Source organism: Chryseobacterium lineare (genome assembly GCF_977014045.1).
This window is the reverse complement of sequence record NZ_CDRNIQ010000001.1, coordinates 2,910,700-2,931,670: the sequence shown is the minus strand read 5'-3', so window position 1 is coordinate 2,931,670 and position 20,971 is coordinate 2,910,700. Positions and strand designations below refer to the sequence as shown.

22 protein-coding genes and 1 tRNA gene are annotated in these 20,971 nt (G+C 33.0%); 16 read left to right on the top strand and 7 right to left on the bottom strand.

Translation table 11 applies throughout. The features are described from left to right. Nucleotides 1–3: 3 nt before the first annotated feature. The 8 genes from ACWNCI_RS13055 (at nt 4) to ACWNCI_RS13020 (ending at nt 6,167) form a co-directional block, all read left to right on the top strand. The gene (locus ACWNCI_RS13055; protein ID WP_449388622.1) at nt 4–1,116 is read left to right on the top strand and encodes a site-specific integrase; all 1,113 of its coding nucleotides are present in this window, start codon (nt 4–6) and stop codon (nt 1,114–1,116) included. Beyond that, nucleotides 1,106–1,405 carry a helix-turn-helix transcriptional regulator gene (locus ACWNCI_RS13050; protein WP_449388621.1) on the top strand — a complete coding sequence of 100 codons (300 nt, stop codon included), beginning with the start codon at nt 1,106–1,108 and terminating at the stop codon, nt 1,403–1,405. The genes ACWNCI_RS13055 and ACWNCI_RS13050 overlap by 11 nt, the downstream gene beginning before the upstream one ends. Continuing rightward, entirely contained in the window at nt 1,395–1,850 is a 456-nt protein-coding gene (locus ACWNCI_RS13045) for a hypothetical protein (protein ID WP_449388620.1), read from the top strand. The genes ACWNCI_RS13050 and ACWNCI_RS13045 overlap by 11 nt, the downstream gene beginning before the upstream one ends. 353 nt (nt 1,851–2,203) lie before the next feature. After that, nucleotides 2,204–3,103, top strand: a complete 900-nt coding sequence (locus tag ACWNCI_RS13040; protein WP_449388619.1) for a phage/plasmid replication domain-containing protein — start codon at nt 2,204–2,206, stop codon at nt 3,101–3,103. Nucleotides 3,104–3,522: 419 nt separating this feature from the next. Beyond that, the gene (locus ACWNCI_RS13035) at nt 3,523–4,485 is read left to right on the top strand and encodes a hypothetical protein (RefSeq protein ID WP_449388618.1); all 963 of its coding nucleotides are present in this window, start codon (nt 3,523–3,525) and stop codon (nt 4,483–4,485) included. Then, nucleotides 4,485–5,168: a hypothetical protein gene (locus ACWNCI_RS13030; protein WP_449388617.1), complete on the top strand. Its 684-nt coding sequence runs from the start codon at nt 4,485–4,487 to the stop codon at nt 5,166–5,168. Before ACWNCI_RS13035 ends, ACWNCI_RS13030 begins: the two co-directional genes overlap by 1 nt. Continuing rightward, the gene (locus ACWNCI_RS13025) at nt 5,165–5,509 is read left to right on the top strand and encodes a hypothetical protein (protein ID WP_449388616.1); all 345 of its coding nucleotides are present in this window, start codon (nt 5,165–5,167) and stop codon (nt 5,507–5,509) included. Before ACWNCI_RS13030 ends, ACWNCI_RS13025 begins: the two co-directional genes overlap by 4 nt. 76 nt (nt 5,510–5,585) lie before the next feature. Next, on the top strand, nt 5,586–6,167 hold the full coding sequence (locus tag ACWNCI_RS13020; protein ID WP_449388615.1) for a hypothetical protein: 582 nt from the start codon (nt 5,586–5,588) through the stop codon (nt 6,165–6,167). 25 nt (nt 6,168–6,192) lie between these two features. Here ACWNCI_RS13020 and ACWNCI_RS13015 read toward each other — a convergent pair whose 3' ends face one another. Beyond that, complete coding sequence (locus tag ACWNCI_RS13015; RefSeq protein ID WP_103232457.1) at nt 6,193–6,723, bottom strand: ImmA/IrrE family metallo-endopeptidase; 531 nt, start codon at nt 6,721–6,723, stop codon at nt 6,193–6,195. Next, a complete protein-coding gene (locus ACWNCI_RS13010; RefSeq protein WP_449388614.1) occupies nt 6,716–7,072 on the bottom strand; it encodes a helix-turn-helix domain-containing protein in 357 nt (118 codons plus the stop codon). Before ACWNCI_RS13010 ends, ACWNCI_RS13015 begins: the two co-directional genes overlap by 8 nt. Nucleotides 7,073–7,267: 195 nt before the next feature. Here ACWNCI_RS13010 and ACWNCI_RS13005 point away from each other — a divergent pair, with 195 nt between their 5' ends. Genes ACWNCI_RS13005 through ACWNCI_RS12995 form a run of 3 tightly spaced genes read left to right on the top strand, consistent with a single transcriptional unit; the run spans nt 7,268 to nt 9,385 of the window. Beyond that, on the top strand, nt 7,268–7,753 hold the full coding sequence (locus ACWNCI_RS13005; RefSeq protein WP_449388613.1) for a Pycsar system effector family protein: 486 nt from the start codon (nt 7,268–7,270) through the stop codon (nt 7,751–7,753). 4 nt (nt 7,754–7,757) lie between these two features. Then, a complete protein-coding gene (locus ACWNCI_RS13000; RefSeq protein WP_449388612.1) occupies nt 7,758–8,750 on the top strand; it encodes a hypothetical protein in 993 nt (330 codons plus the stop codon). After that, nucleotides 8,735–9,385, top strand: coding sequence for an SEC-C metal-binding domain-containing protein (locus tag ACWNCI_RS12995; protein ID WP_449388611.1), 651 nt, complete (start codon nt 8,735–8,737; stop codon nt 9,383–9,385). Before ACWNCI_RS13000 ends, ACWNCI_RS12995 begins: the two co-directional genes overlap by 16 nt. A 297-nt stretch (nt 9,386–9,682) precedes the next feature. Here ACWNCI_RS12995 and ACWNCI_RS12990 read toward each other — a convergent pair whose 3' ends face one another. From ACWNCI_RS12990 to ACWNCI_RS12975, 4 genes are all read right to left on the bottom strand, one after another. Further along, on the bottom strand, nt 9,683–11,389 hold the full coding sequence (locus tag ACWNCI_RS12990; RefSeq protein ID WP_449388610.1) for a PIN-like domain-containing protein: 1,707 nt from the start codon (nt 11,387–11,389) through the stop codon (nt 9,683–9,685). An 84-nt stretch (nt 11,390–11,473) separates the two neighbouring features. Beyond that, nucleotides 11,474–12,253: a hypothetical protein gene (locus tag ACWNCI_RS12985; RefSeq protein ID WP_449388609.1), complete on the bottom strand. Its 780-nt coding sequence runs from the start codon at nt 12,251–12,253 to the stop codon at nt 11,474–11,476. A gap of 330 nt (nt 12,254–12,583) precedes the next feature. Further along, nucleotides 12,584–12,655 (bottom strand) — tRNA-Glu (locus tag ACWNCI_RS12980). A 56-nt stretch (nt 12,656–12,711) separates the two neighbouring features. Then, the gene (locus ACWNCI_RS12975; RefSeq protein ID WP_449388608.1) at nt 12,712–13,998 is read right to left on the bottom strand and encodes an N-acetylmuramoyl-L-alanine amidase family protein; all 1,287 of its coding nucleotides are present in this window, start codon (nt 13,996–13,998) and stop codon (nt 12,712–12,714) included. 66 nt (nt 13,999–14,064) lie between these two features. Between ACWNCI_RS12975 and ACWNCI_RS12970 the strand changes: the two genes are divergently transcribed. From ACWNCI_RS12970 to ACWNCI_RS12960, 3 genes are all read left to right on the top strand, one after another. Continuing rightward, a complete protein-coding gene (locus tag ACWNCI_RS12970; protein WP_449388607.1) occupies nt 14,065–16,653 on the top strand; it encodes a putative LPS assembly protein LptD in 2,589 nt (862 codons plus the stop codon). Between the two features lie 68 nt (nt 16,654–16,721). Beyond that, entirely contained in the window at nt 16,722–17,102 is a 381-nt protein-coding gene (locus ACWNCI_RS12965; RefSeq protein WP_042723003.1) for a RidA family protein, read from the top strand. Then, nucleotides 17,102–17,554: a hypothetical protein gene (locus tag ACWNCI_RS12960; protein WP_346983922.1), complete on the top strand. Its 453-nt coding sequence runs from the start codon at nt 17,102–17,104 to the stop codon at nt 17,552–17,554. The genes ACWNCI_RS12965 and ACWNCI_RS12960 overlap by 1 nt, the downstream gene beginning before the upstream one ends. Nucleotides 17,555–17,618: 64 nt before the next feature. On the opposite strand, the gene ACWNCI_RS12955 is transcribed toward ACWNCI_RS12960, so the two are convergent. After that, the gene (locus ACWNCI_RS12955) at nt 17,619–19,151 is read right to left on the bottom strand and encodes a trypsin-like peptidase domain-containing protein (RefSeq protein ID WP_449388606.1); all 1,533 of its coding nucleotides are present in this window, start codon (nt 19,149–19,151) and stop codon (nt 17,619–17,621) included. A gap of 322 nt (nt 19,152–19,473) precedes the next feature. Between ACWNCI_RS12955 and ACWNCI_RS12950 the strand changes: the two genes are divergently transcribed. Continuing rightward, nucleotides 19,474–20,724: a peptidase U32 family protein gene (locus tag ACWNCI_RS12950; RefSeq protein ID WP_449388605.1), complete on the top strand. Its 1,251-nt coding sequence runs from the start codon at nt 19,474–19,476 to the stop codon at nt 20,722–20,724. After that, the gene (locus tag ACWNCI_RS12945) at nt 20,724–20,954 is read left to right on the top strand and encodes a ferredoxin (protein ID WP_042722999.1); all 231 of its coding nucleotides are present in this window, start codon (nt 20,724–20,726) and stop codon (nt 20,952–20,954) included. Before ACWNCI_RS12950 ends, ACWNCI_RS12945 begins: the two co-directional genes overlap by 1 nt. Nucleotides 20,955–20,971 lie beyond the last annotated feature (17 nt).

The following is a 20,971-nucleotide window of genomic DNA, read 5'->3' as shown; positions in this document are numbered from 1 at the left end:
ATTATGTCAGTAACCTATCGTGAAATACGATTAAAGGACAACAAGAGAGTAACTCTTGAATTTGATTTAAACCTGAACGGCAAAAGAAGAATGTTCAGACCTAAAATCACCTATGTTGGAAACCCAAGAACAGCAGCAGAACGTCAGGAAAGAAAAGAAAAGCGCCAATTGGCAGACAGGATGAGGGCAAGACTGGAGGTTGACGAGCTGTACGCAACCAATATGCTTGACAAAGGTTTTCATTGCAACAAAGACTTCTTTGAATATTGCGAAGAATTTATACAAAGAAAAGCACCCCACTGTGAAATGCGTACTTACAGGGCAATGGTTGAAAAACTTAAAACATTCAACAAAAGAAAAAAACTGCTTTGTTCCGAAATTGATGAAGAGTTTTTGCTCCTATTCAAAGATTATCTGAATACAATACTTAATGGAAGTACGCCCTTCAACTACTTCAAAAAGCTGAAAAGGATTATCAAAGAAGCAACGATTGCCAAACATTTCAAAGTTGATCCTTCTCAACACGTGAAAAATTTGAAGGGAATTTCTACTGAAAAAGACGTTTTGACATTAGAGGAAACTATTTTATTGTCAGATACCCACTGCCCCAATGATGATGTAAAAAGAGCCTTTCTTTTCAGTTGCTTGTCAGGACTTAGATTTTGTGATGTTAAAGCACTTAATTGGAGTAATATAAGCAGAGACAATGTTTTGACAATAGTTCAGATAAAAACCAAAGAAAAATTGGTAATGCCTCTACATCCCAATGCTGTTGACTTATTGGGGAAAAGGAAAAACTCAGGTGAATCGCTTGTTTTTAACCTGCCTACTCATACAGGCTGTTTGAAAATTCTTAAGAAATGGACGTCTGAGGCGGAAATTGACAAACATATCACTTGGCATTGCTCAAGACACACCTTTGCGACATCGTTGGTTTTTGAAGAAGTTGGAATCAATACCGTTTCATCACTGCTCGGTCACAAAGACCTTAAACAAACCCAAATTTATGTTCGTACGGCTGAATTGTCAAGAACCACTGCTATCAATAAATTACCAAATATTTTAATAAATGATGCTAATAGAACCAACAAACAAAGTAGAACCAATGGAAAATAACAAATTTTATGACATTTTGGTTCAGATCAGAAATCTAATGCTTCTGAACAAGGAAGTCCTGAATATTGATGAGGTTTCCCTCTATACAGGCTATGAAAAATCATACCTATACAAATTGACAAGCGAGGCAAAAATTCCTCATTCTAAACCAGGAGGAAAAAGCATTTTCTTCCAAAAAAAAGAAATTGACGAGTGGCTGAATCGGAATCCGATAAAAACACGACATCAGGTTGAAGAAGAAGCCAATCAAATTATTAACAACAATAAAATTAGAAAAAATGGAAAATAGAGTTAAGCATTATTATTCAATATCAAGTATTGTTATAGGTAAAAATAATGAGTATCAATTTAACTTTTATGCAGGAGATTATCTTAAAAAAGAATCAAATTCTTTTGGAGACATAAAAGAAATTGATCAAAAAGAGGTGTTGGCTAAAATAGATTTTTTTATAAAAACACTCCCAAGTAAAGGAATAGATTTTCTTGCACAGAGGTCAACTGATTCAAACTTTCTTGGATATAGTTTTGGTGTACGAGAATCAGGCTATTATAGATATGGGTATCTTTTTTTTGCAAATCGTACCGAAATAGTTGAGTTAAGGGGCAAAAGTAGGAAATATTTGGAAGATATAGTAGAGGGTTATTATGATGAAGAATTAGAACTTATTAGAGAACAAGCAGTTTTGGTTAATTGCAAGCAAGAGCCAATGGCATATTACTCAGCCTTCATATAATTTGAACAACCCAACCTCTGATTTTGAGGTTGGGTTTTTATCTGTCCAGAATCGTTACTGAAATCAGAAATGTAATATTCAGCAATAAAAAAATAAACAGATTTCACCCGATATGTCTTTGCATAAGTAAGCATGTTGCAATAAAAACCTTTCATTTAGAATAAAAAGGATATTAAATACCTGATAACAGTAATACCTAACAGTATTATTCAATTGACTTCGGTAGCCCAACTCAAACAACGTCAAATAATAAAAAAGAAATCAACATGATCTGCACCATAAAAATAGAATTTGATCCCAAGTGGACAAACTTCAAATTAGAACTAGAAAAACTGATTAAAAAATTCCCAAAAATGAAAAAAGGCAACCCGAACAATCCTGCTTTGTTTTGGGTCAGAAATTTCAGAGTAACAACCCGAAATAAAAAGCTAATCATTGAGGGCAGTCTTGCAAAGTATTTCAACGGTAACAACATTGAACTATTCTCTTGGCTTGATGTCGAAAAAGCCATCACGAGACTTTCTTGGGAAATGGGTTTGCCTCTTAAGGAAGGAATTCTCAGAAGAATTGATATTGGAATGAATTTCAGTGTTGACAGGGATGTTGTTGAATACTTTCCTGAAATGTTTCATTTGCATTGTTATCAGAGGATTCACAAACACAAGACAACCCTGCGTTTTGAAAATAATTCTCACAGGTTTAATTTTTGTTTTTATGATAAGAAAAGGCTTGTTTTGAAAAGCAGGACAAATTTTGATGATGTTGAATTGGTATTAAAATACAAAAACCTGATGAGAATAGAACTTCAAATTGAAGAAAGCTTTCAATTGTTCCTCAAAAGAACAGAGCCAGTAAAAGTTTCTGAATTGTTTTCTCGGGATTTTTGCAAGGAACTTATTAAACATTGGCTTAGATTATATAGACGAATCCAAAAAAGGGGAATTCCTCTTTTTCCTTTAGAAACAAAAGGATTAAATGATTATGAGCCTTTGAAAAAAAGAGAATTCATTCAAACATACGGCTGGGAAATTCTTGATTACAGATTAGATCAATTGGTAAAGCAGAAAAGTATCACAACAAAAATGAAGAGTGATAAGAGAAAACAATATACCAGAGCTATGCTTGATAAAAGACCTTTCATTTATCAGGAACATACCAATGAGCTTAATCGCAAAGTGAATTTGATGTTGCTTGATATAATAATCAATCAGCTTTTCAAAATGCCAGAAACAGCTCAAAATTCAGTCAAGTAGGTCATTGTTGACCTACTTTGTGCTTTTTAAAAGAAGACAAGGAGAATCAAAGAAAAAATGTCAAATCCTTGAAAATCTTTTTATTGAAGCGAAACAGAGAAAGAAATTAGAAAAATTTCTATCTTTGCAGTTCAAATTTTATCGGAAAATAAAAGTGTAAAACTTTTGCTTTTGTTCAGTGAATCTGCAAAATTCCAAGAGATTGTTTTTTGAGACAGCCTCTTAATACCACAAAACGCAAACAGTTTCAGTACGCTTGTCCTTATAGGGCAAGTGGCTTATCCTGTTTTTATGTGGTATGGGCTTTGCAGAGCCTTCTGAACTAAAAGCATGTGAGAACCACTTGCTTTTCTTTTTTTCCAGAAAAGCTGTTTTACGATAGACTTCATCACATCATTGAAGAATAAAACAGTAACGATATGAACAAAACCTATGGTTTTTTCTTCCTTTTATTGGCTTTGACGGTTTTTTGTCAAGGAGTAAAAGGACAAGAAACAGAAAAACTGGAACAATGGATTTTTCCAGCCAAAAACAATTTCCTTTCCCTGAAATCCAAAACAAATTCAGAGGATTTTTTCAGAATCAATTATTTCAAAATTTCAAATCAACTTATCGGAACATCCCTTGAAATTGGGTTTATGAACTCAATTCCGAGTGCCAAGCTCTTTCAGATCGGGAATGATGAAATTTCATTAATTAAGCTGAAAGAAGGTGCTTCAATTGATTCAGGAGGGGAAGAATACAGCTTCGGAAAAGATAATGTTTATTTCAAGCTCCCTAAACAAAATCAAAAAATCCAATGGAATTATGATGAAGGAGACGGAAATATTTATCACTGCCAATCCTATTGGAAAGAAAACAACAACAAAGAAAAGTTTCTTGTCGTTGAACGTCAAGCATCAGAAAACAACCAATTTCCTGAAAAAGAAGTTGAATACTATTCTAAGGGCAAAGGATTGACAAAACGAGAAAACCTCAACATAAAAACAGGCAAATTCACAGAGTTCTACGCTGTTGAAGAATCAGGATTTGATTCTCAAATGGATATTCAGGATTTTCCTTTGTTTGATTCAATCGGAACAATCGAAAAAGACAAGCCTGTTGAGACAAAAGAACAATCGAATACTCCTGAAACAAAGAAACAAGACCTTACAGATATGGAGAGGCTGAATGCGGAATACTTGGAAAAATATGGTCGCTCATGGGATGATTATGAGAAAATGTTTAAACATTTACCGAAAAGAGAAATCAAAAAAGTCAAGGTATATGATTTCAGAATAAGGAGACATAAAATTGTCAATGTACTTTGGTTTCCCCGAGAAGAAGCTATAAACAGGCAGAAATATCTTGACGGAAAACATCGAAGCACAATATTTAAATGATGAAAAATACAAATCAAATATTTTATTGCTTGTTTTTGTTGCTTGTTTTATCCTGCAACAAAAGGGAATCAGAACAAAACATTGAAAAAGTTTACTCTGAAAGAATGAATGAGTGGATTTTCCCAACCCAAAACAATTATCTTTGGTTTAGCTACAAAATTTATGATAAAAGTGCAGATGATTTTGAAATGAAGCGAAAAGTTTATTATTTCAGATCAGACAGTTTGCACTTCGGTACTTTGTCAGCCTCTTTTGTCAATGAAAATATGGGTGTAAGTGAAGCTCTCTTGTTTGAAAAAACAAATCATGAAATCCATTTGGTGAAATCAAAAATTAGTTCTGAAAATAAAGAAACTACACACTCAAATTCATTGTATTTTCAGTTTCCTGCTGATAATGATACCCTTCGTTGGAACTATTCAAAAAATGATGGAATATTTAACTGTTCATCATTTTGGCTTTTGAAAAAAGGAAAAGAAAAACAGTTGGTTGTTGTGAGGGAAGCATTTCCAAATAATGGTTCAACAGAACGTTTTGAGAAAGACATTGAATATTACCAAAAACATAAAGGCTTGGTGAAAATCAAAATATACGGTTCAGATGATAAGCTATTAATGGTTCAGAATGTTTCTGAAAGAGGGATTGATCCCGAAGTTCAACAAACTAAATTTCCTTTGAAATGATGAAAAAGATCACTATAATATCAACAGTTGTTCTCTTCTTGTTCTCCTGTTCCAAAAGAACAACAATTCAGCAGGTAGATTATGATTTAAAAGGAATGCTTGAAAACAAGGTTGAGGTTCAGAATTTGGAAATCAGGAAAATCTCTCCTTTTTCTGAAAACGGTCAGGAATTAGACAGTGTTTATTTTGATTGTGAACTTTTGTTTACTGATGACTTGTTTTCAGAAGATTTCAAATTCAACAAAGGAATGAATGTATCTGCTCAAAACAATGTGTTTATTTATAACAAATCAAACAGTTTAAAAGCTTTGAAATTTGGAAGAACGAGATTAATGGAATAGCTTGGTAAAAAGAAAAATTTTTAGAATCAGTTTTAACTTGTATATTTAAAAAATTAATAACCATAAAAATTTAACAATGAATTTATTACAAGCAAAAGAAAAAATTAGATTGTACAGAAGATTAAATGAGCAGGATTTATCATTTAGGCATCGAGATTTTGATAATTATAATGAATTTTTCACTGATGAAAAACTAGATTCTTTTCAAGAAGCACTTGTAGAATATGAACAAAAAAAAGTTTCACAAGCTCTAAATCCAGAAAATCAATTTTTTGCTCTTTATGGAGGGCGATATATAGATAAATATTTAGCGGAAAAAGTTGATGGGGGGTACAGGCTACACTTTGAATTTAATCACATATTATTTTATGAGCTACTTAATTTTTTTAAGGAAGGAGTAGAAAAATTAATTGCTGTTTTAAAAGAAAGGTTTTGGATTTATTATGTTGAGAGTAAAAATGCCTATTATATTCCTTACAATGCTTACCAAGATTTTTTTTCTCAATTAGGTGATGAAGATATTAAGGAAGCGATAAGGTTTTTGGTAAGGACAGTGACGTATACAGTTGTTTCAGATGAAGATCAATTTGAGACAAAAATAGATATAGGTTTGATAACAAGATATTTGTCAAATCTTGACAGGTACATAGCAAATTAAAAAACGGTCTCAATTGAGACCGTTTTTAGTATAAGCCAATATCATATCCAAGATTTGCTAATCTAAAAGTCATTGCTTGTTCACTAACAATAAATTTTTTTGCTAAGTAATCGATAGGGTTTATATTGTCTGTAATTGCTGCATTTTCAATCTCAAGTTTTAATAATGTTTTAGGCATTAATAAAGCCGCTGCAAAATGATTAGCTTCTCTTTCTTGAAGTTGTTCACCGCTTGATGATGCACTATTTCTAAACATAACCTTTGGAGTTTTGTCAATAAATAATGGTTTATCAGAATGAAGAATAAAATGTCCCAATTCATGTGCTATAGTAAATCTTCTTCTTGCTTGATTTTTTTCACCTTTATTATAAGAAATTACAGGTCTGTCATTAATTCTGACAAAAAGTCCAGAAATGTCATCATTTAAATTTTCAGGAACAACATCAACATTTAATTGTTTTGCTAACGCTACAACATCAAACCCTGCCTCAAAAAAACCTTGCTGTTTTAGTATTTGTTCAGCTTTTGTTTCAATGTAACTATAAGTGTTAGTCATTTTTCAAATTTTTATTGATTAATTTTTCAAGAAATTCTTTTGTTTTATCATCTAGATTTTGATCATCTAAAAATTTTTCTACCTCACCTTTATTTTTTGATTCAATTTCTTTCTCTATTTCAGAATATGCGGGTAAGATAGATTGAATATCAATATCTAATTCATTACATATTTGATATAATATATGTAATGGAGGGTGCTGTTTGCCTTTTTCTATATTTGATATAGAGGTTCTGCCAATATTGGGGATTTTTGCTGATAATTCAGTTTGACTCAATTTTTTATTGATTCTTAATGATTTGAGTTTTTCCCCAACCATTGAATATAAGACTTTACTGAATGTACTCATATTATGATAAACGATTCTTTCCTTTATTTATTTTGTAAATCTACAATATCCTACTCAATTAAACAATGATTTTTGTTATATGACACATTGTCATAATTTGAAGATTGGTATAAATTTTGTTTCATTCCAGTGAAATGTCAATATATAGTGCATTTATTTATTTATGTCAATTAAAATGGAATTTAAAAAATATTTATGAATGAAAATTTAAAATTTGTGCTGGAAAGATGTGATCACTACATTGAAAGTATCCAATCTAAAAGCAATTTATATATTGCTTTAAACACTTTTGTATTAACAGGTGTAATAACAATGATTTTATCAGTAGACAAAAATAAAGTGGATAATTTAATGTACTTTATATTAGTTTCAATGGTTATTGTTAGTTGTTGTTCAATAATCAGAGTGCTTATTGCTTTGACTCCATACCTAAAAACAAAAAATAATCAGTCTTTAATATTTTTTGGTGACATTTCAAAAACTGAGTTTTCAACATTTGAAGACTCTTATAAGAATGTTACTGAAGAAGAATTTAGAGATGACTTGATTTGTCAGGTTTATAGTGTCTCAAAGGGTTTAAGCAAAAAATATAAAGAACTTAAATCTGCGGGTTGGTTAGTAGTAGTCCAATTTGTATTAATTATATTTTGGATTTTTTTATATGTATTTAAAAATTTATAATATTATGGAGGTTTTTAACTCTTACAAAAAAATCATTGAGTCTGCTTTGAACAATGATAATTCTTTAAACTTATCACTTAATGAAAGTGCGTATGCAAGAACGAAGTTTTTCTCTTTAAATGATTATGAAAGTTCTAAGAAAGAACTATCAAGACCAAGAGATTTAGAACTATTGGCTTCTAGATTAGGTATAAAAGAAATCACAGAACAAAAAGTTGGGCATCATCCTGATTTTGTTCATCTTAAAGGAACAAAGAATAAGGAGAATCATAATATTGTGTCTGTTTTCATTGATGTAAAAGGATCGACAAATCTCTACAAAAAATATGATAATGAAACGATCTTTATTATTACGGATACCATTCAACTTCTAGGTATTAATTTAGTCAAAATATTTGGTGGTTTTATTCATAGACTGCAGGGTGACGGCTTATTTGTTTATTTTGGAGGAAAAGGTGTAGATAAAAAGTCTGCAAATACACATGCTTTAATTGCAACGAGTTTATTTAATGCCTTTTTAGAAAATGATTTAAAGCAATTATTTGAACAGCACGGTATCGAGAAAATAAAAACAAGAATTGGAATTGATTTCGGAGATGATAAGGATGTTTTGTGGGCGATGTCAGGAATTGGAGAATCAAGTGAAGTAACTACTGTTAGTTTGCATACTAGTCTTGCTCCTAAAATGCAACACTATGCGGATTCTAATGGGACTGTTATTGGTAAAAATGTTATTGATTTTGGAGAAGTTGGTAAAGATTTATACTCTCCTGTTGATGATGAAAGGTACATTTATAAAGACCCTCAAAAAAGTTTTTATTACGGACAATATAAATTTAATTGGTTGAAATTTTTAAAACAGTTAGACTTTGTGGTAACCTCACATTTTAATGGAAATATCGAAATTAAGCCAAACAGACCTAGTTATTTGTCGGAATTACAATCTTCCGCTATAAAACCCATTGCAGAAGTTAGTAGACCATGGTTAAACAGGTAATCAAAAATGATTTTACTAAAGCAGTGCTAAAATACCCAAAAATCAAACTTTTTTGGGAAGAGGATAATTTTATATGTAGAGGAAGTGTTGATATATTTGATAAAATGAATGTCTATTGGGATTCATTTAATATTAAGATTGTTATTGATATTAAAAAATATCCATACTATTTTCCTGTTGTTTATTTAGAAGATGCAAGAATTCCTAAAAATGAAGAAAGGCATATACATTCTAATAATAGTTGCTGTGTTGAAGTTGAACAAAAACAATTATTAAGAGCAAGAAAAGGAATAACAATACTTCAGTTTTTGGACGAATATGTTGTTCCTTATTTTGCCAATCAATTGTATTTTGAAAAAGAGAAGGTGTGGGCTAATGGTGATTATAAGCATGGATTTGATGGAAAACTACAAGATTATTTTGAAATGACTGGTATAAAGAATCTTGTGGAGTTACATTATTTACTATCTAATCTTGAAAAAACATTTAATCTAAAGATGTATGAGGTTTGTTTTTGTGGATCAGGAAAAAAATTAAAGTATTGTCATAAAGAGTCATTAAAGAAAATTTTGTCTTTGCCTAAAACTCAAATTGAAAATGATTTGAAAGCTATTGAATCAATGATGCCAGAGTGAAAATTTTAAACATCCAATAAAAATCTTCCAAAATTGGAGCGGTTTCACCGCTGTTTTAAAAAATATATGAAAATTTTTTAACTTATTTAGCAGAAAAACGAGTTTTAGAAATCAAAAAAAATGAAAATTAGCTTACACAAGATTGTGTAAGAGATATTTTAGAAGAAAGAATTTCGTAGAGATTCAAAACAAAAAAAACTCTGATACTTATATGTATCAAAGTTTTTTTATTGTTTTTTCTATAATTTCTATTTTACCAGACTTACAAAATATACTTTAAATTTTAATAGGTTAGTTTTATTTTTGATCATATTTTTCTTCGCATTTTTCACAGATTTCTGTACCTGATTCATCTACAAAATTTTCTCCACAACTAACACACTGGTTAATTCTAACATCTACTAGTTTTAAATCAAATTCACCGATATTATCTCGATCATTAGAGTTGTCCATTTTGAATATTAATCCACAACCACCTTCGCATTCAATATTCTCATTTGCTTGATAATCATCTATCGAAGTGACAGAATTACATTTAGGGCATTCTATGTGTAAACTATTACACCAATCACAATTTCCGTATGAGACTGATAAATATTCACTTTCTGGAATCTTATCGAGAAATTCATTATCTAAATTCATATGCCTATCAAGAATTACGAAATTTCCCGTATTATCTTTATTGCCATCACAAATGTGACAAGTAATAAAATCATGTTCATCTTCGTATTCATCATTATAAAAATCAATGGTGAAATAAAAAGACTCTAATAATTTTGCATTTTCAATCTCAATGCTATCATAATTATGAACTCCTGCTGGATATTCCCATAATTCAAATTTGACTTCTATTTCATTTCCACAGCTGCATTCAAAATGTTCTTCGGCTTCGTATTGATTCTCAGTACCCATATTCCTTTCATTACTAGAAACACAACCAAAATCTAAGTTAAATTCGGATTTATCATATCTATGAATTCTACCACAACTACTACACTTGAATTTTAAATAATCACTTTTACTTTTTTTAGTATTAATGAATTGAAAAAAGTTTTGAATGGTTTCATCATTAATAGTTGATTTTAGATGTTTATTTGCTTGAAATAAAAATTGTGGTAAATTATACATCCAGAAATCTACCGAAGAATTATCTTTTATTTCTTTAATAAGTTCTTCTCGTGGACTATAAATTCTTGGTTCCGTTGCTCCCTTATCGATATAACCCCAGTCATCATCTTTTGTTATGTCATTTGTTATGAAAATGACTGGTTTTTCGACTTCTTTTGAATATTCTAAAATTTGTTTCCAAATTATTAAATCTCCAAATATCTGAGTTCCTTTTTTTTCACCATTATAAAAATCTCCATAGCCAGGAGGAATCTTAAATTCATATCTATGCTTACCTTCCTTTGTGATTTCGATAATCTCATTAAAAGTATATTCCCTTCCGACTTTAAAATGTGTTTCTAAAGAATCTAAAACATCATCATCATTTTCAACTTCTTTAATTTCTTCTTCAGCAATAGTAATTTCAGATAATATATCCTTTTGAAAATCTTCTGTTTGTCTATGAAAATCTTCTACTTTCTTCACAAAGTCCTCAACAATAGTTTTGAAATCATTTAATCCCTCTTGTTTGAGATGAGGATGCTTATCTCCTTTTTTTGTTTCTCTTATTATCTCGTCAATTCGTTTTGATATTTCGAATTTAGGATTATTAGATAAGTTTTGTATTTTTTTTCTTAAAGGTTCATATTTTTCTGTAATTGGCTTCTTTATAATATTTTCACGATTTTTCAAATATTCATATTGCACATGATTCGGAAGCCACAATCTGTCTTTTAATTCGTTAAATATTTCTTTATCAATTTTTTCTCTTTCGGATTTGGGGGAGAAATATAAATCTAAAAGTGCAGAAGAATCAAATACTATAATTGCATCTCTCCAGAGAATTGCTTCCTTCTCATCTGTTAATCTATATGGTTTAATAGAATTTCTGTCCATTTTAACTAAGGTTTTTTTGAGATTATGTTATTAGTTTTTTTAATTTTTTAAATAGGTAATTTTTTTTTGAATTATATAATAGCATCATTGATAATGTAATTTTATAATTTTCATTGCTTCTATATGAGCGTCTTCTTCTGATATAAATTCCTTTGAAAAAAAATAAAATAGAGCTAATCCAAACTTTGGTAATTCAATAAAAATAAATTCATTGTAATTATATATAAAATGAAAATTTTTATTTTTTGATTTAAATATGAGTATTGAATTTAAAGATTTATTTTTCGATTTTTGAGTAATGCGTTGCTGAGCAATTCGAATATTTGCTAAAATTTTACTCGGTGAGAAGTCTGTTCTTTTTGAAAATAATGCAAGAGGAGCATTGCTTAAATAAGGGACAAATTCAGATGATTTATGTTTTAAAAATCTCCTTCTTGTTTCTAAAACTTGAAATTTATAATCTATTGTTTCTAGCCACCTTATTATGTTTTCGAGCTCATAATCATTGAAAAAAAAACTTTTTTGATCAATATTACTAAATAATGAAGTAATATATTTCTCAATGTTACCTAATAAATCATTGTTACATACCGCACATGTTGGTAGTGTAGTCTTGTTAAATGTTTGTGAGTTTCCATTTGCGGGTGAAATAAATTGTTTTTTCTCACAATTCTCAAATACCCATTTAGGAAGTACATGTTCTTTTGTTAATGCATCTTCAGAAGAGCAAAAAATGCAAACTTTATTTGGTTTCTTATTTTCTATTTCAAAATACAGGCGTTCCTTTATTGATTCATCAATAATCTTTTTAGCAGATTGTCTCATCTGAGTTCTAAGCTTCCTGAATTTTTTATCAATTATCATAAATTATAAATAAAATAGTCATACAAGATTAGCATCTTTCCATAGGAATAAATTGAGATTTTGCTTTTGATTAAGTTTTGTATGATATAACAAAAATAATGTAATTTGATTTGCGTACAATGAAAAATAATCAAAAGAAATTAATTGCAAGTGGAATTGGTAATTAATTAGCAAGTTTGAAAATTTTAGAAATCCAAAAAGATTTTGGATATTCGCCCTGTACAAATCGTGTAAGAGAGTTCTTTTAAAATTAGTGGAGATTCCGTTGACTTTTGGAATAAAAAAATCCCTGAACTTTGTATTGATCAGGGATTGAATCATGTAGTTTAGTAGCCTATAGGGGAATCGAACCCCTGTTGCAAGAATGAAAATCTTGAGTCCTGACCACTAGACGAATAGGCCAAATTTTGAGGTTGCAAAAGTAATCATTAACTTTTTAACTTCAAAATTATATTACATTATTTAAAGACTTTCTGAATCACGGTATTCTTAATGCCTTTAGCTTCAAGATCTTTCTGAAGTTTTGCCGCATCTTCGAGCGTAAATACCTTTCCGTATGTGTAGTAGAAGACCCCGTTTTCTTTATTTCTTTCCACATTTTTCAGAGTCTGAAGAATGAATGAATTTCCATTCAGTTTGTCTCCTGTATAAACTTCAATAGTATAATAGCCGGTACTAAGTTTCTGATTTGGCATAAATCCTACGGCATACGCATTCCTGAATCCCGCATCTTTGGCAGTTTTAATATTAATATCTCTTACAGAAGCCAGGTTCGTTACTCCATAATAATATTTGTATTGGCCGTTTTCTTTAAGAGGTAAAATATAGTTAAGACCTTTTAATGCAGGGTCGCCGTCATTATATTTTGTCGGAGAACTAAGCAGAAGTATTCTGAAATCATTTTTCAAGGCAACTTCCGCAGGTTTTTCTGGTTCCGGTTTTCTGGTAGATGCCATATATCCTGATTTACGGTCGATCGCTTTTTTATAATCAATAACTGCTTTGTATATACTTTCTGCGATTTCGTCCTGTCCTTTCTCCGAAGCCAGATAATGGCTCTCTTCAGGGTGATTGATGAATCCGGTCTCAATAAGTACCGATGGCATGGCATTCATACGGAGTACGTGAAGGTTTTTCTGCCACACGCCTCTGGATGTTCTTTTATCTTTATTTACAAAATTTTCTTCAACCAAACCTCCCAATAGAAGACTCGATTCGAGGTATTTACTTTGCTGAAGCTTCAGCGCAATAAGAGATTCCGGGGAGCTGGCATCGTACGAGCCGAAGGTTTGCTTATCTTTTTCATCTAAAAAGATCACGTCGTTTTCCCTTTTTGCAACTTCCAGATTGGTGTCATTTTGATCAGGCCCCTGTACAAAAGTTTCAGTTCCGTAAGCTGTCGGTTTTTTAGAAGAGTTGCAGTGAATGGAAATAAAAAGGTCTGCCTTGCTTCTGTTGGCCAGATTTGTTCTGTCTGACAGAGAAGGGTATTCATCTATTTTTCGGGTATAAATTACTTTGAAGTCTTTATTTTTTTCGAGCATTGCCCCTACTTTTAAGGTAATGGCAAGAGTGATATCTTTTTCAGCAATTCTTCCTATGTCTGCATAGGATCTGTTAGCGCCATGATCATTTCCTCCGTGTCCTGCATCCAAAACAATGGTGAATTTCTTTTGCGAAAAAATAAAGTTGATCGACAGAATAAGGAGAAATGATAAAATTATTTTAAAATTTACTTTGTGCATCCTACAGTTTTAAAAATTATATTAATTTTGAGCCTTAATTGTATATTCATAAATATAATAAATAAATTGGCCAAAACCGTCTCCAAAAATATATTACAAATTTTAATTATCCTAATTTTTAACAGTTTTTTAGCACAGCAAGCTCCTGAAAAACTGACTAAAAATACGGCTAATGATACTATTCCTAAACAAGATACGATCGTTCTGAAAAAAGAACCTCTCGAAAGTGTTCTTCAGACGAAGGCAGACTATAATCGCAGAGATTTTCAGAAAAAAATGATTTATCTCAACAAAAACGCCCAGGTAAAATATCAGGATGTTCAGATTGATGCAGATTATATCTCCATAGATGAGTCTAAAAGTCTTATGTACGCCCGCGGAAAACAGGATTCTTCCGGTAAATATATAGAACCTGCTGTTATTACACAGGCCGGGAAAAAGTTTGAGACCGATGAATTTCAGTACAATACAAAGACCAAGAAAGCTATTGCTTTCAATGCCAGAACCGAAGAGAATGAAGGCGTAATTGTCGCTGAAAAAACAAAAAAGTATAATGATTCCGTTTTTGCGATGAGACGTGCCAATTATACAACGGATGATTATTTTATAAAAAAGAAAGATACTGCTGCGGATTATCATTTGCGTGCTTCTAATATTAAATTGGTTAAAACCAAAAATAAATCCTCCATTATCTCAGGGCCTATTCAGATGTATATCGAGCAGGTTCCGACTCCGTTGATTATGCCTTTTGCCATTTTGCCCTTTTCGGATAAACGGTCTGCAGGTATTCTTATTCCAAGTTTCGGAGAAAGACAGGATGTCGGTTTTTTCCTGAATGGGCTAGGCTACTATCAGCCGATCGGAGAACATTTTGACCTTAAAATTCTTTCAGATATCTATACCAAAGGAAGCTGGAACCTGCGCCCAGAAATGAATTACATGAAAAAATACCGCTATTCGGGGAACTTTTCTGCAGATATCGGAACGGCGGTGCGGGGTATCAAAGGTCTGGATGATTATGGAAAAACAAGCACTTACAGAATCGCATGGAGACATACGCAGGATACTAAAGCCAATCCGTTTCTGAATTTCTCGGCTTCTGTAGACATCGTAAGTACCAAGTTCTACAACAATACGCTGAACAATAATTATATCTTAAATCAAAACGTATTAAATACACAACAAAACTCTACGGTAACCATTACCAAAAGATTCCTGAAGCTGCCGGCGACGATTACAGCAACAGCTTCGTATTCTCAGAATTTTGCGACCGGATTATCAGATCTTCGTCTGCCACAGATGAATGTTGCCATCAATCAGTTTTATCTTTTTAAATCTAAAACCGGAACAAGAACTGGTTTGCTGGAAAATATTACAGTGAATACAGGGCTTAACCTTACCAATTTTGTACAAACGAACGAAGGAGAGCTTTTCACTGCTGCCATGTGGGATAAAATGCAGACTGGCTTGAAAAATAATATTGCTTTAGGAACCAATACAACGATTGCCAAATATTTTACGTTCAGCTTGGGAGCGAACGTTGATAATGCCCTGACTACAAAAACGGTGAATAAATTTTACGATCCGATTCAGAATGCAGTGGTCACGGAAACTAACAAAGGAATCGCGGGATACTCCACTTTTTCCACAACGGCAAGCCTTCAGACAACATTGTACGGAATGCTGAAATTTAAAAAAGGATCAGCTATTGAAGCTATCAGACATATGATGACGCCGAGTATCGGATTTACATACTCTCCTGATTTCGGGGGCTCAGGTTTCGGATATTATAAAAATTATTATGATGCAAGTGGAGCTTTAACGCCTTATTCTATATTTGATGGAGGAATTATCGGAAGCCCAAGCAGCGGAATGGTTGGTGCATTAGGATTCAATATCGGAAATAATATTGAAATGAAAGTAAAGTCTAAAAGTGATTCTACGGGAGTAAAGAAACTAAAGATTTTTGAATCATTAAACCTTTCCGGAAGCTACAATTTTGCTGCAAAAGATCATCCTTTTTCTATCATTACAATCAACGGACAATCTTCATTTTTCAATAATAAATTAAACGTCAATACGAGTTTGTCATTAGATCCTTATAAGATCGTTTATCTTCCCGGCCAGGATGCGGGAATCAGAACGGAAGATCTTGGAGGCTTCAGTATTCAGGGATTTAATGTTCAGCTTTCTTATCCTTTAAGTAGCGAAATTTTTGGTGAAAAAACGGATTTCGCAAAAAAATATAAGTCGAAAGGGGAGGTGAGAAATGAAAATTATTATTTTGACGATGACAATTATGCCCACTTTGATCAGGCGTGGACGTTAAATGTAAATGCCAATTATGCCTATACCAAAAGCTACGCTTCCAGAACTCCGACTAGGCTGGCTTCTGTCGGGCTGGATGGAAGTATAAAGCTTACCCCATACTGGAATATCAATGGAAGCACACATTACGATATGGTGACAAAACAACTGGCATACACCAGAATTGGTTTTTCAAGAGATCAGCGAAGTTTTACCATTAATTTTAACTGGGTACCTTTCGGCCAGTATAAGGTCTACGACTTCTTCATCGGAATCAAAGCGAATATTCTGAGTGATGCTTTAAAATATAAAGACAGAAGTTTTACACAACCGAATGCACCATTCTAGCATTAGATTTGATATTTGATTATAGAAATAGAATATAAATTTTATATTTGCACCCAAAATAAATTCTAATGAAAAAAATAATCAACACTGTAAATGCTCCTGCAGCGATCGGACCTTACTCACAAGCCAACATGGCCAACGGAGTTTTATATATCTCTGGCCAGATCCCTGTAGATCCTGCAACAGGCAAATTGGTGGAAGGAATTGAAAAAGAAACACATCAGGTAATGAAAAACCTTGAAGCTATTCTTACAGAAGCAGGAATGACGTTCAGAAATGTTGTAAAAGCTACGATCTTCCTTAAAAATATGGATGATTTTGCGGTAATGAATGATATTTATGCTTCTTATCTGGATGCAGAAAGCTTTCCGGCTCGCGAAACAGTACAGGTTTCTTGCCTGCCGAAAAATGTGGATATCGAAATTTCTATGATTGCTCATCAGGATTAATGAATTTTATAAGAAATACAATTGCGCTTATCGTGGGATTGGGAATTGCCGGCCTCACCATTACTCTTGGAATAAGAGTATTTCCGCAATGGGTTACTTTCGATGCTTTTGCGCCGTTTGAGCACTGGCAGAGATTTCTTCAAAGTATGCAGAATAATGATGCATTCTTTGGGTTTCTTTTATTTATTTCCGGATTGGGAACCACGATAGGAGGTGTTGCAACAGCGATGATCGTTAAATACGCTAAAGTTGCCTATGCTATTCTTATCGGGTTTATAATGCTTTTTCTGGCCATGCTGGATGTTATTATTTTTCCTTATCATCCTACATTTTATAAGATCTCGATTTTCCTTACTTTTTTCCCTTTTTCATGGATAGGCGGTAAAATTGTCGAAATTATCTATGAGCGCCAAAAGAAAAAAAGAATCTCCGAAAAGGTGAATCAATCATAATAAAAAAATCGCTGCAACTCTGCAGCGATTTTTTGTTGATATGGAAAGTTTAAGTTGATTTCTCTTAAGGCATTTTGAATCCTCTGGTGTAGATCTGTCCATAATTATCCACAAATTTTACCGATACATTTCCTGAATATTTATCAAGGATTTTATCAACGTCTTTTTGTGAATTGACAGGCTTGCCATTAATTTCCATAATAATGTAGTCATCTACAATTCCAATCTTAGCAATCTCACCACCTTCTGCAACATTTTTAGCAGTGACCCCACTACTTAGACCATAGTTTGTTTTAATTCTATCGTTAAGCGGTTCAAATTCTGCCCCGATTTTTTCAGTTACACTAAGATCTGCCTTTGTTCTTGTTGATGTTCCTCCTTTTTGATCTTTAAGGGTAACGGTTGTTGTTGCTGATTTACCATTTCTCAGGTAGGTTACCACGACTTTATCACCAGGACGCTTGCTTCCTATAGACATGGAAAGATCTGCAAAGTCTGTAATAGGTGTATTGTCTATATTTGTAATGATATCCCCTGTTTTTAAACCGGCATCTTCAGCACCACTTTTTTCACCGAACCCGGTAACCAAAATTCCTGAACCTGCTTTGATATTCGTTTTCTTTTGTTTATTATACGCTGCCACCAGCAGGTCATCGGATAGATCTAAAGAAGTTACCCCAAGGAATCCTCTCTGTACAATACCGAATTTTTTGATATCTTCAACGATCTTTCTTGCCAGGTTAGCAGGAACTGCAAATCCATAACCCTGATAATATCCTGTTGTTGATTGGATTGCCGAGTTGATACCGATCAAGTCTCCGTTTGTATTCACAAGTGCGCCTCCTGAATTTCCGGGATTGATCGCTGCATCCGTTTGAATAAAACTTTCAATAGGATTTGCTGCTTTTCCTTGGGATCCTAAAATTCCGATACCTCTTCCTTTCGCAGAAATAATACCTGCTGTCACAGTAGAGTTCAGCCCGAGTGGATTTCCTACTGCAAGCACCCATTGTCCGACTTCAATATTGTCCGAATTAGCAAAATTCAGATAAGGGAGCCCTTTTTCTTCGATTTTTAATAATGAAATGTCTGTGTTAGGATCTGTGCCAATTAGCGTAGCGATATAAGATTTTTTATTGCTTAAAACGACTTCCAGTTTATTGGCACCTGCTACAACGTGGTTGTTTGAAATGATGTAACCGTCAGGCGAAATAATAACCCCAGATCCCATTCCCGAAGGCATATTGTCCGGTGCCTGTTGCTGCTGTCGCTGCCTTTGTTGTCCTCTTCCTCCAAACGGATCTCCGAAGAAGAAATCAAAAAGATCCTGCTCAGAGGCACGGCTGGTTGTTCTGGACTGGTAATTTTTAATCGTAACCACGGCGGGAACAGTTGTTTTGGCTGCTTTCACAAAGTCATCACCTACTGCAGAAGAATTCATCCCTGCAAAATTGACATTAGTTGCTGATTTTGTAAAATAAGACTGGTCCGTACTATTGGCATCGTGGTTGAAATATTGTAATGTTCCAACGGTAGTAGCTCCTGACATCACTCCTACTACGGCAAATGGTAATAGTTTTTTTAAAGTACTCTTCATTGTATATCTTTCTTTGTTATTTATTTTAATTAATTTTTTCGTTTTTATTGTAAACAAATTTAATGCTAAATAGGTATGCACTTAGTATGTAATGTTTCATTTTTAACTAAAATTTAACAGGAATAGGAATACTTTATGCATTAAGTCGTAATTTGGTATCTTCATTAACATTTCTTAAAATATTATTAAAGACAAAATGTCATATTCATAAGATGAATTTTTGTTTTTTAAGTTAAAAGGCTTTCATAGAGGTTGTGATTTTGCCTGATAAATATACTCAATTGAAAATTGTTTATCTTTGCAAAAATTTTCTCAACAAGAAATGACAAAAAGCGGAAAAATAGAACTGATGTCTCCTGCAGGCGATTTTACATCCCTTCAGGCGGCTATAGATAATGGAGCAGACTCTGTGTACTTCGGAGTAGAGCAGCTGAATATGCGTGCAAGAGCAACGATGAACTTCACGATAGAAGACCTGCCGGAAATCTCCAGAAGATGCACGGAAAAAGGAGTAAGAACGTATCTTACGCTGAACACAATTATTTACGATCATGACCTTTCTATCATAAAAACTCTTCTTGATAAAGCAAAAGAAGCCAATCTTACTGCAGTAATCGCTATGGATCAGGCGGTTATAGCCTATGCGAGACAAATTGGCATGGAAGTGCACATTTCGACACAAATCAATATCACGAATATTGAAACGGTGAAGTTTTATGCTCTTTTTGCAGATACCATGGTGATGAGTCGTGAATTAAGTATTTCCCAGATTAAAAAAATCTGTACCCAAATTGAAAAAGATCAGGTAAAAGGCCCATCGGGAAATCTTGTTGAAGTTGAAATTTTTGGACACGGCGCGCTTTGTATGGCTGTTTCAGGGAAATGTTATTTAAGTCTTCACTCTGCTAATTCTTCTGCCAACAGAGGGGCTTGCAAGCAAAACTGCCGTAAGAAATATACAGTGATTGATCAGGAAACAGGTTTCGAGATCGAACTGGATAATGAATATATGATGTCACCAAAAGATCTTTGCACCATAGGATTTTTGGATGAGATTGTAGATGCCGGTGTTAAAGTTCTTAAAGTAGAAGGAAGAGGAAGAGCTCCTGAATACGTAGCGACGGTTACAAAATGCTATAGAGAAGCGATAGATTCTATTGCAGATGGTACTTTTTCTCAGGAAAAGGTTGCTGAATGGATGACCCAGCTGGAAACGGTTTATAACAGAGGCTTCTGGAGCGGGTATTACCTTGGTCAGGAATTGGGAGAATGGTCTTCAAATTCAGGTTCAAGTGCAACACAAAAGAAAGTTTATATCGGAAAAGGGAGACATTTTTACCCAAAATCCAATATCGCTGAATTTTTAATTGAAGCCTATGATCTTAATGTTGGTGACAGTGTTTTAATCCAGGGACCGACAACAGGTTCTCAGGAAATGGTGATTGAAACGATGATGGTAGATGAAAAAGGAGATTCTGAAAAAGCTACAAAATCAGACGTGATCACATTCCCTACAAAATTCCGTGTGAGGGCAAGTGACAAACTTTACAAAATTGTAAAAGAAGTTAATTAATGGTCATCGTTACGCTTCAGAGGGATAAATGTATAGGCTGTAATTATTGCGCAGAATTTGCTCCGGAATATTTCAGGATGTCTAAAAAAGACGGAAAATCGGTATTGCTGAAAACCGTTGATAAAAAAGGTTTTTATACGCTGAAAACGCCGAATCCCGAAGCTTTGGAACCATGTGATAAAGCAGCGAAAGCTTGCCCGGTAAAAATTATTTCAGTAAAAATGATCTGATTACGATGCTAAAAGCT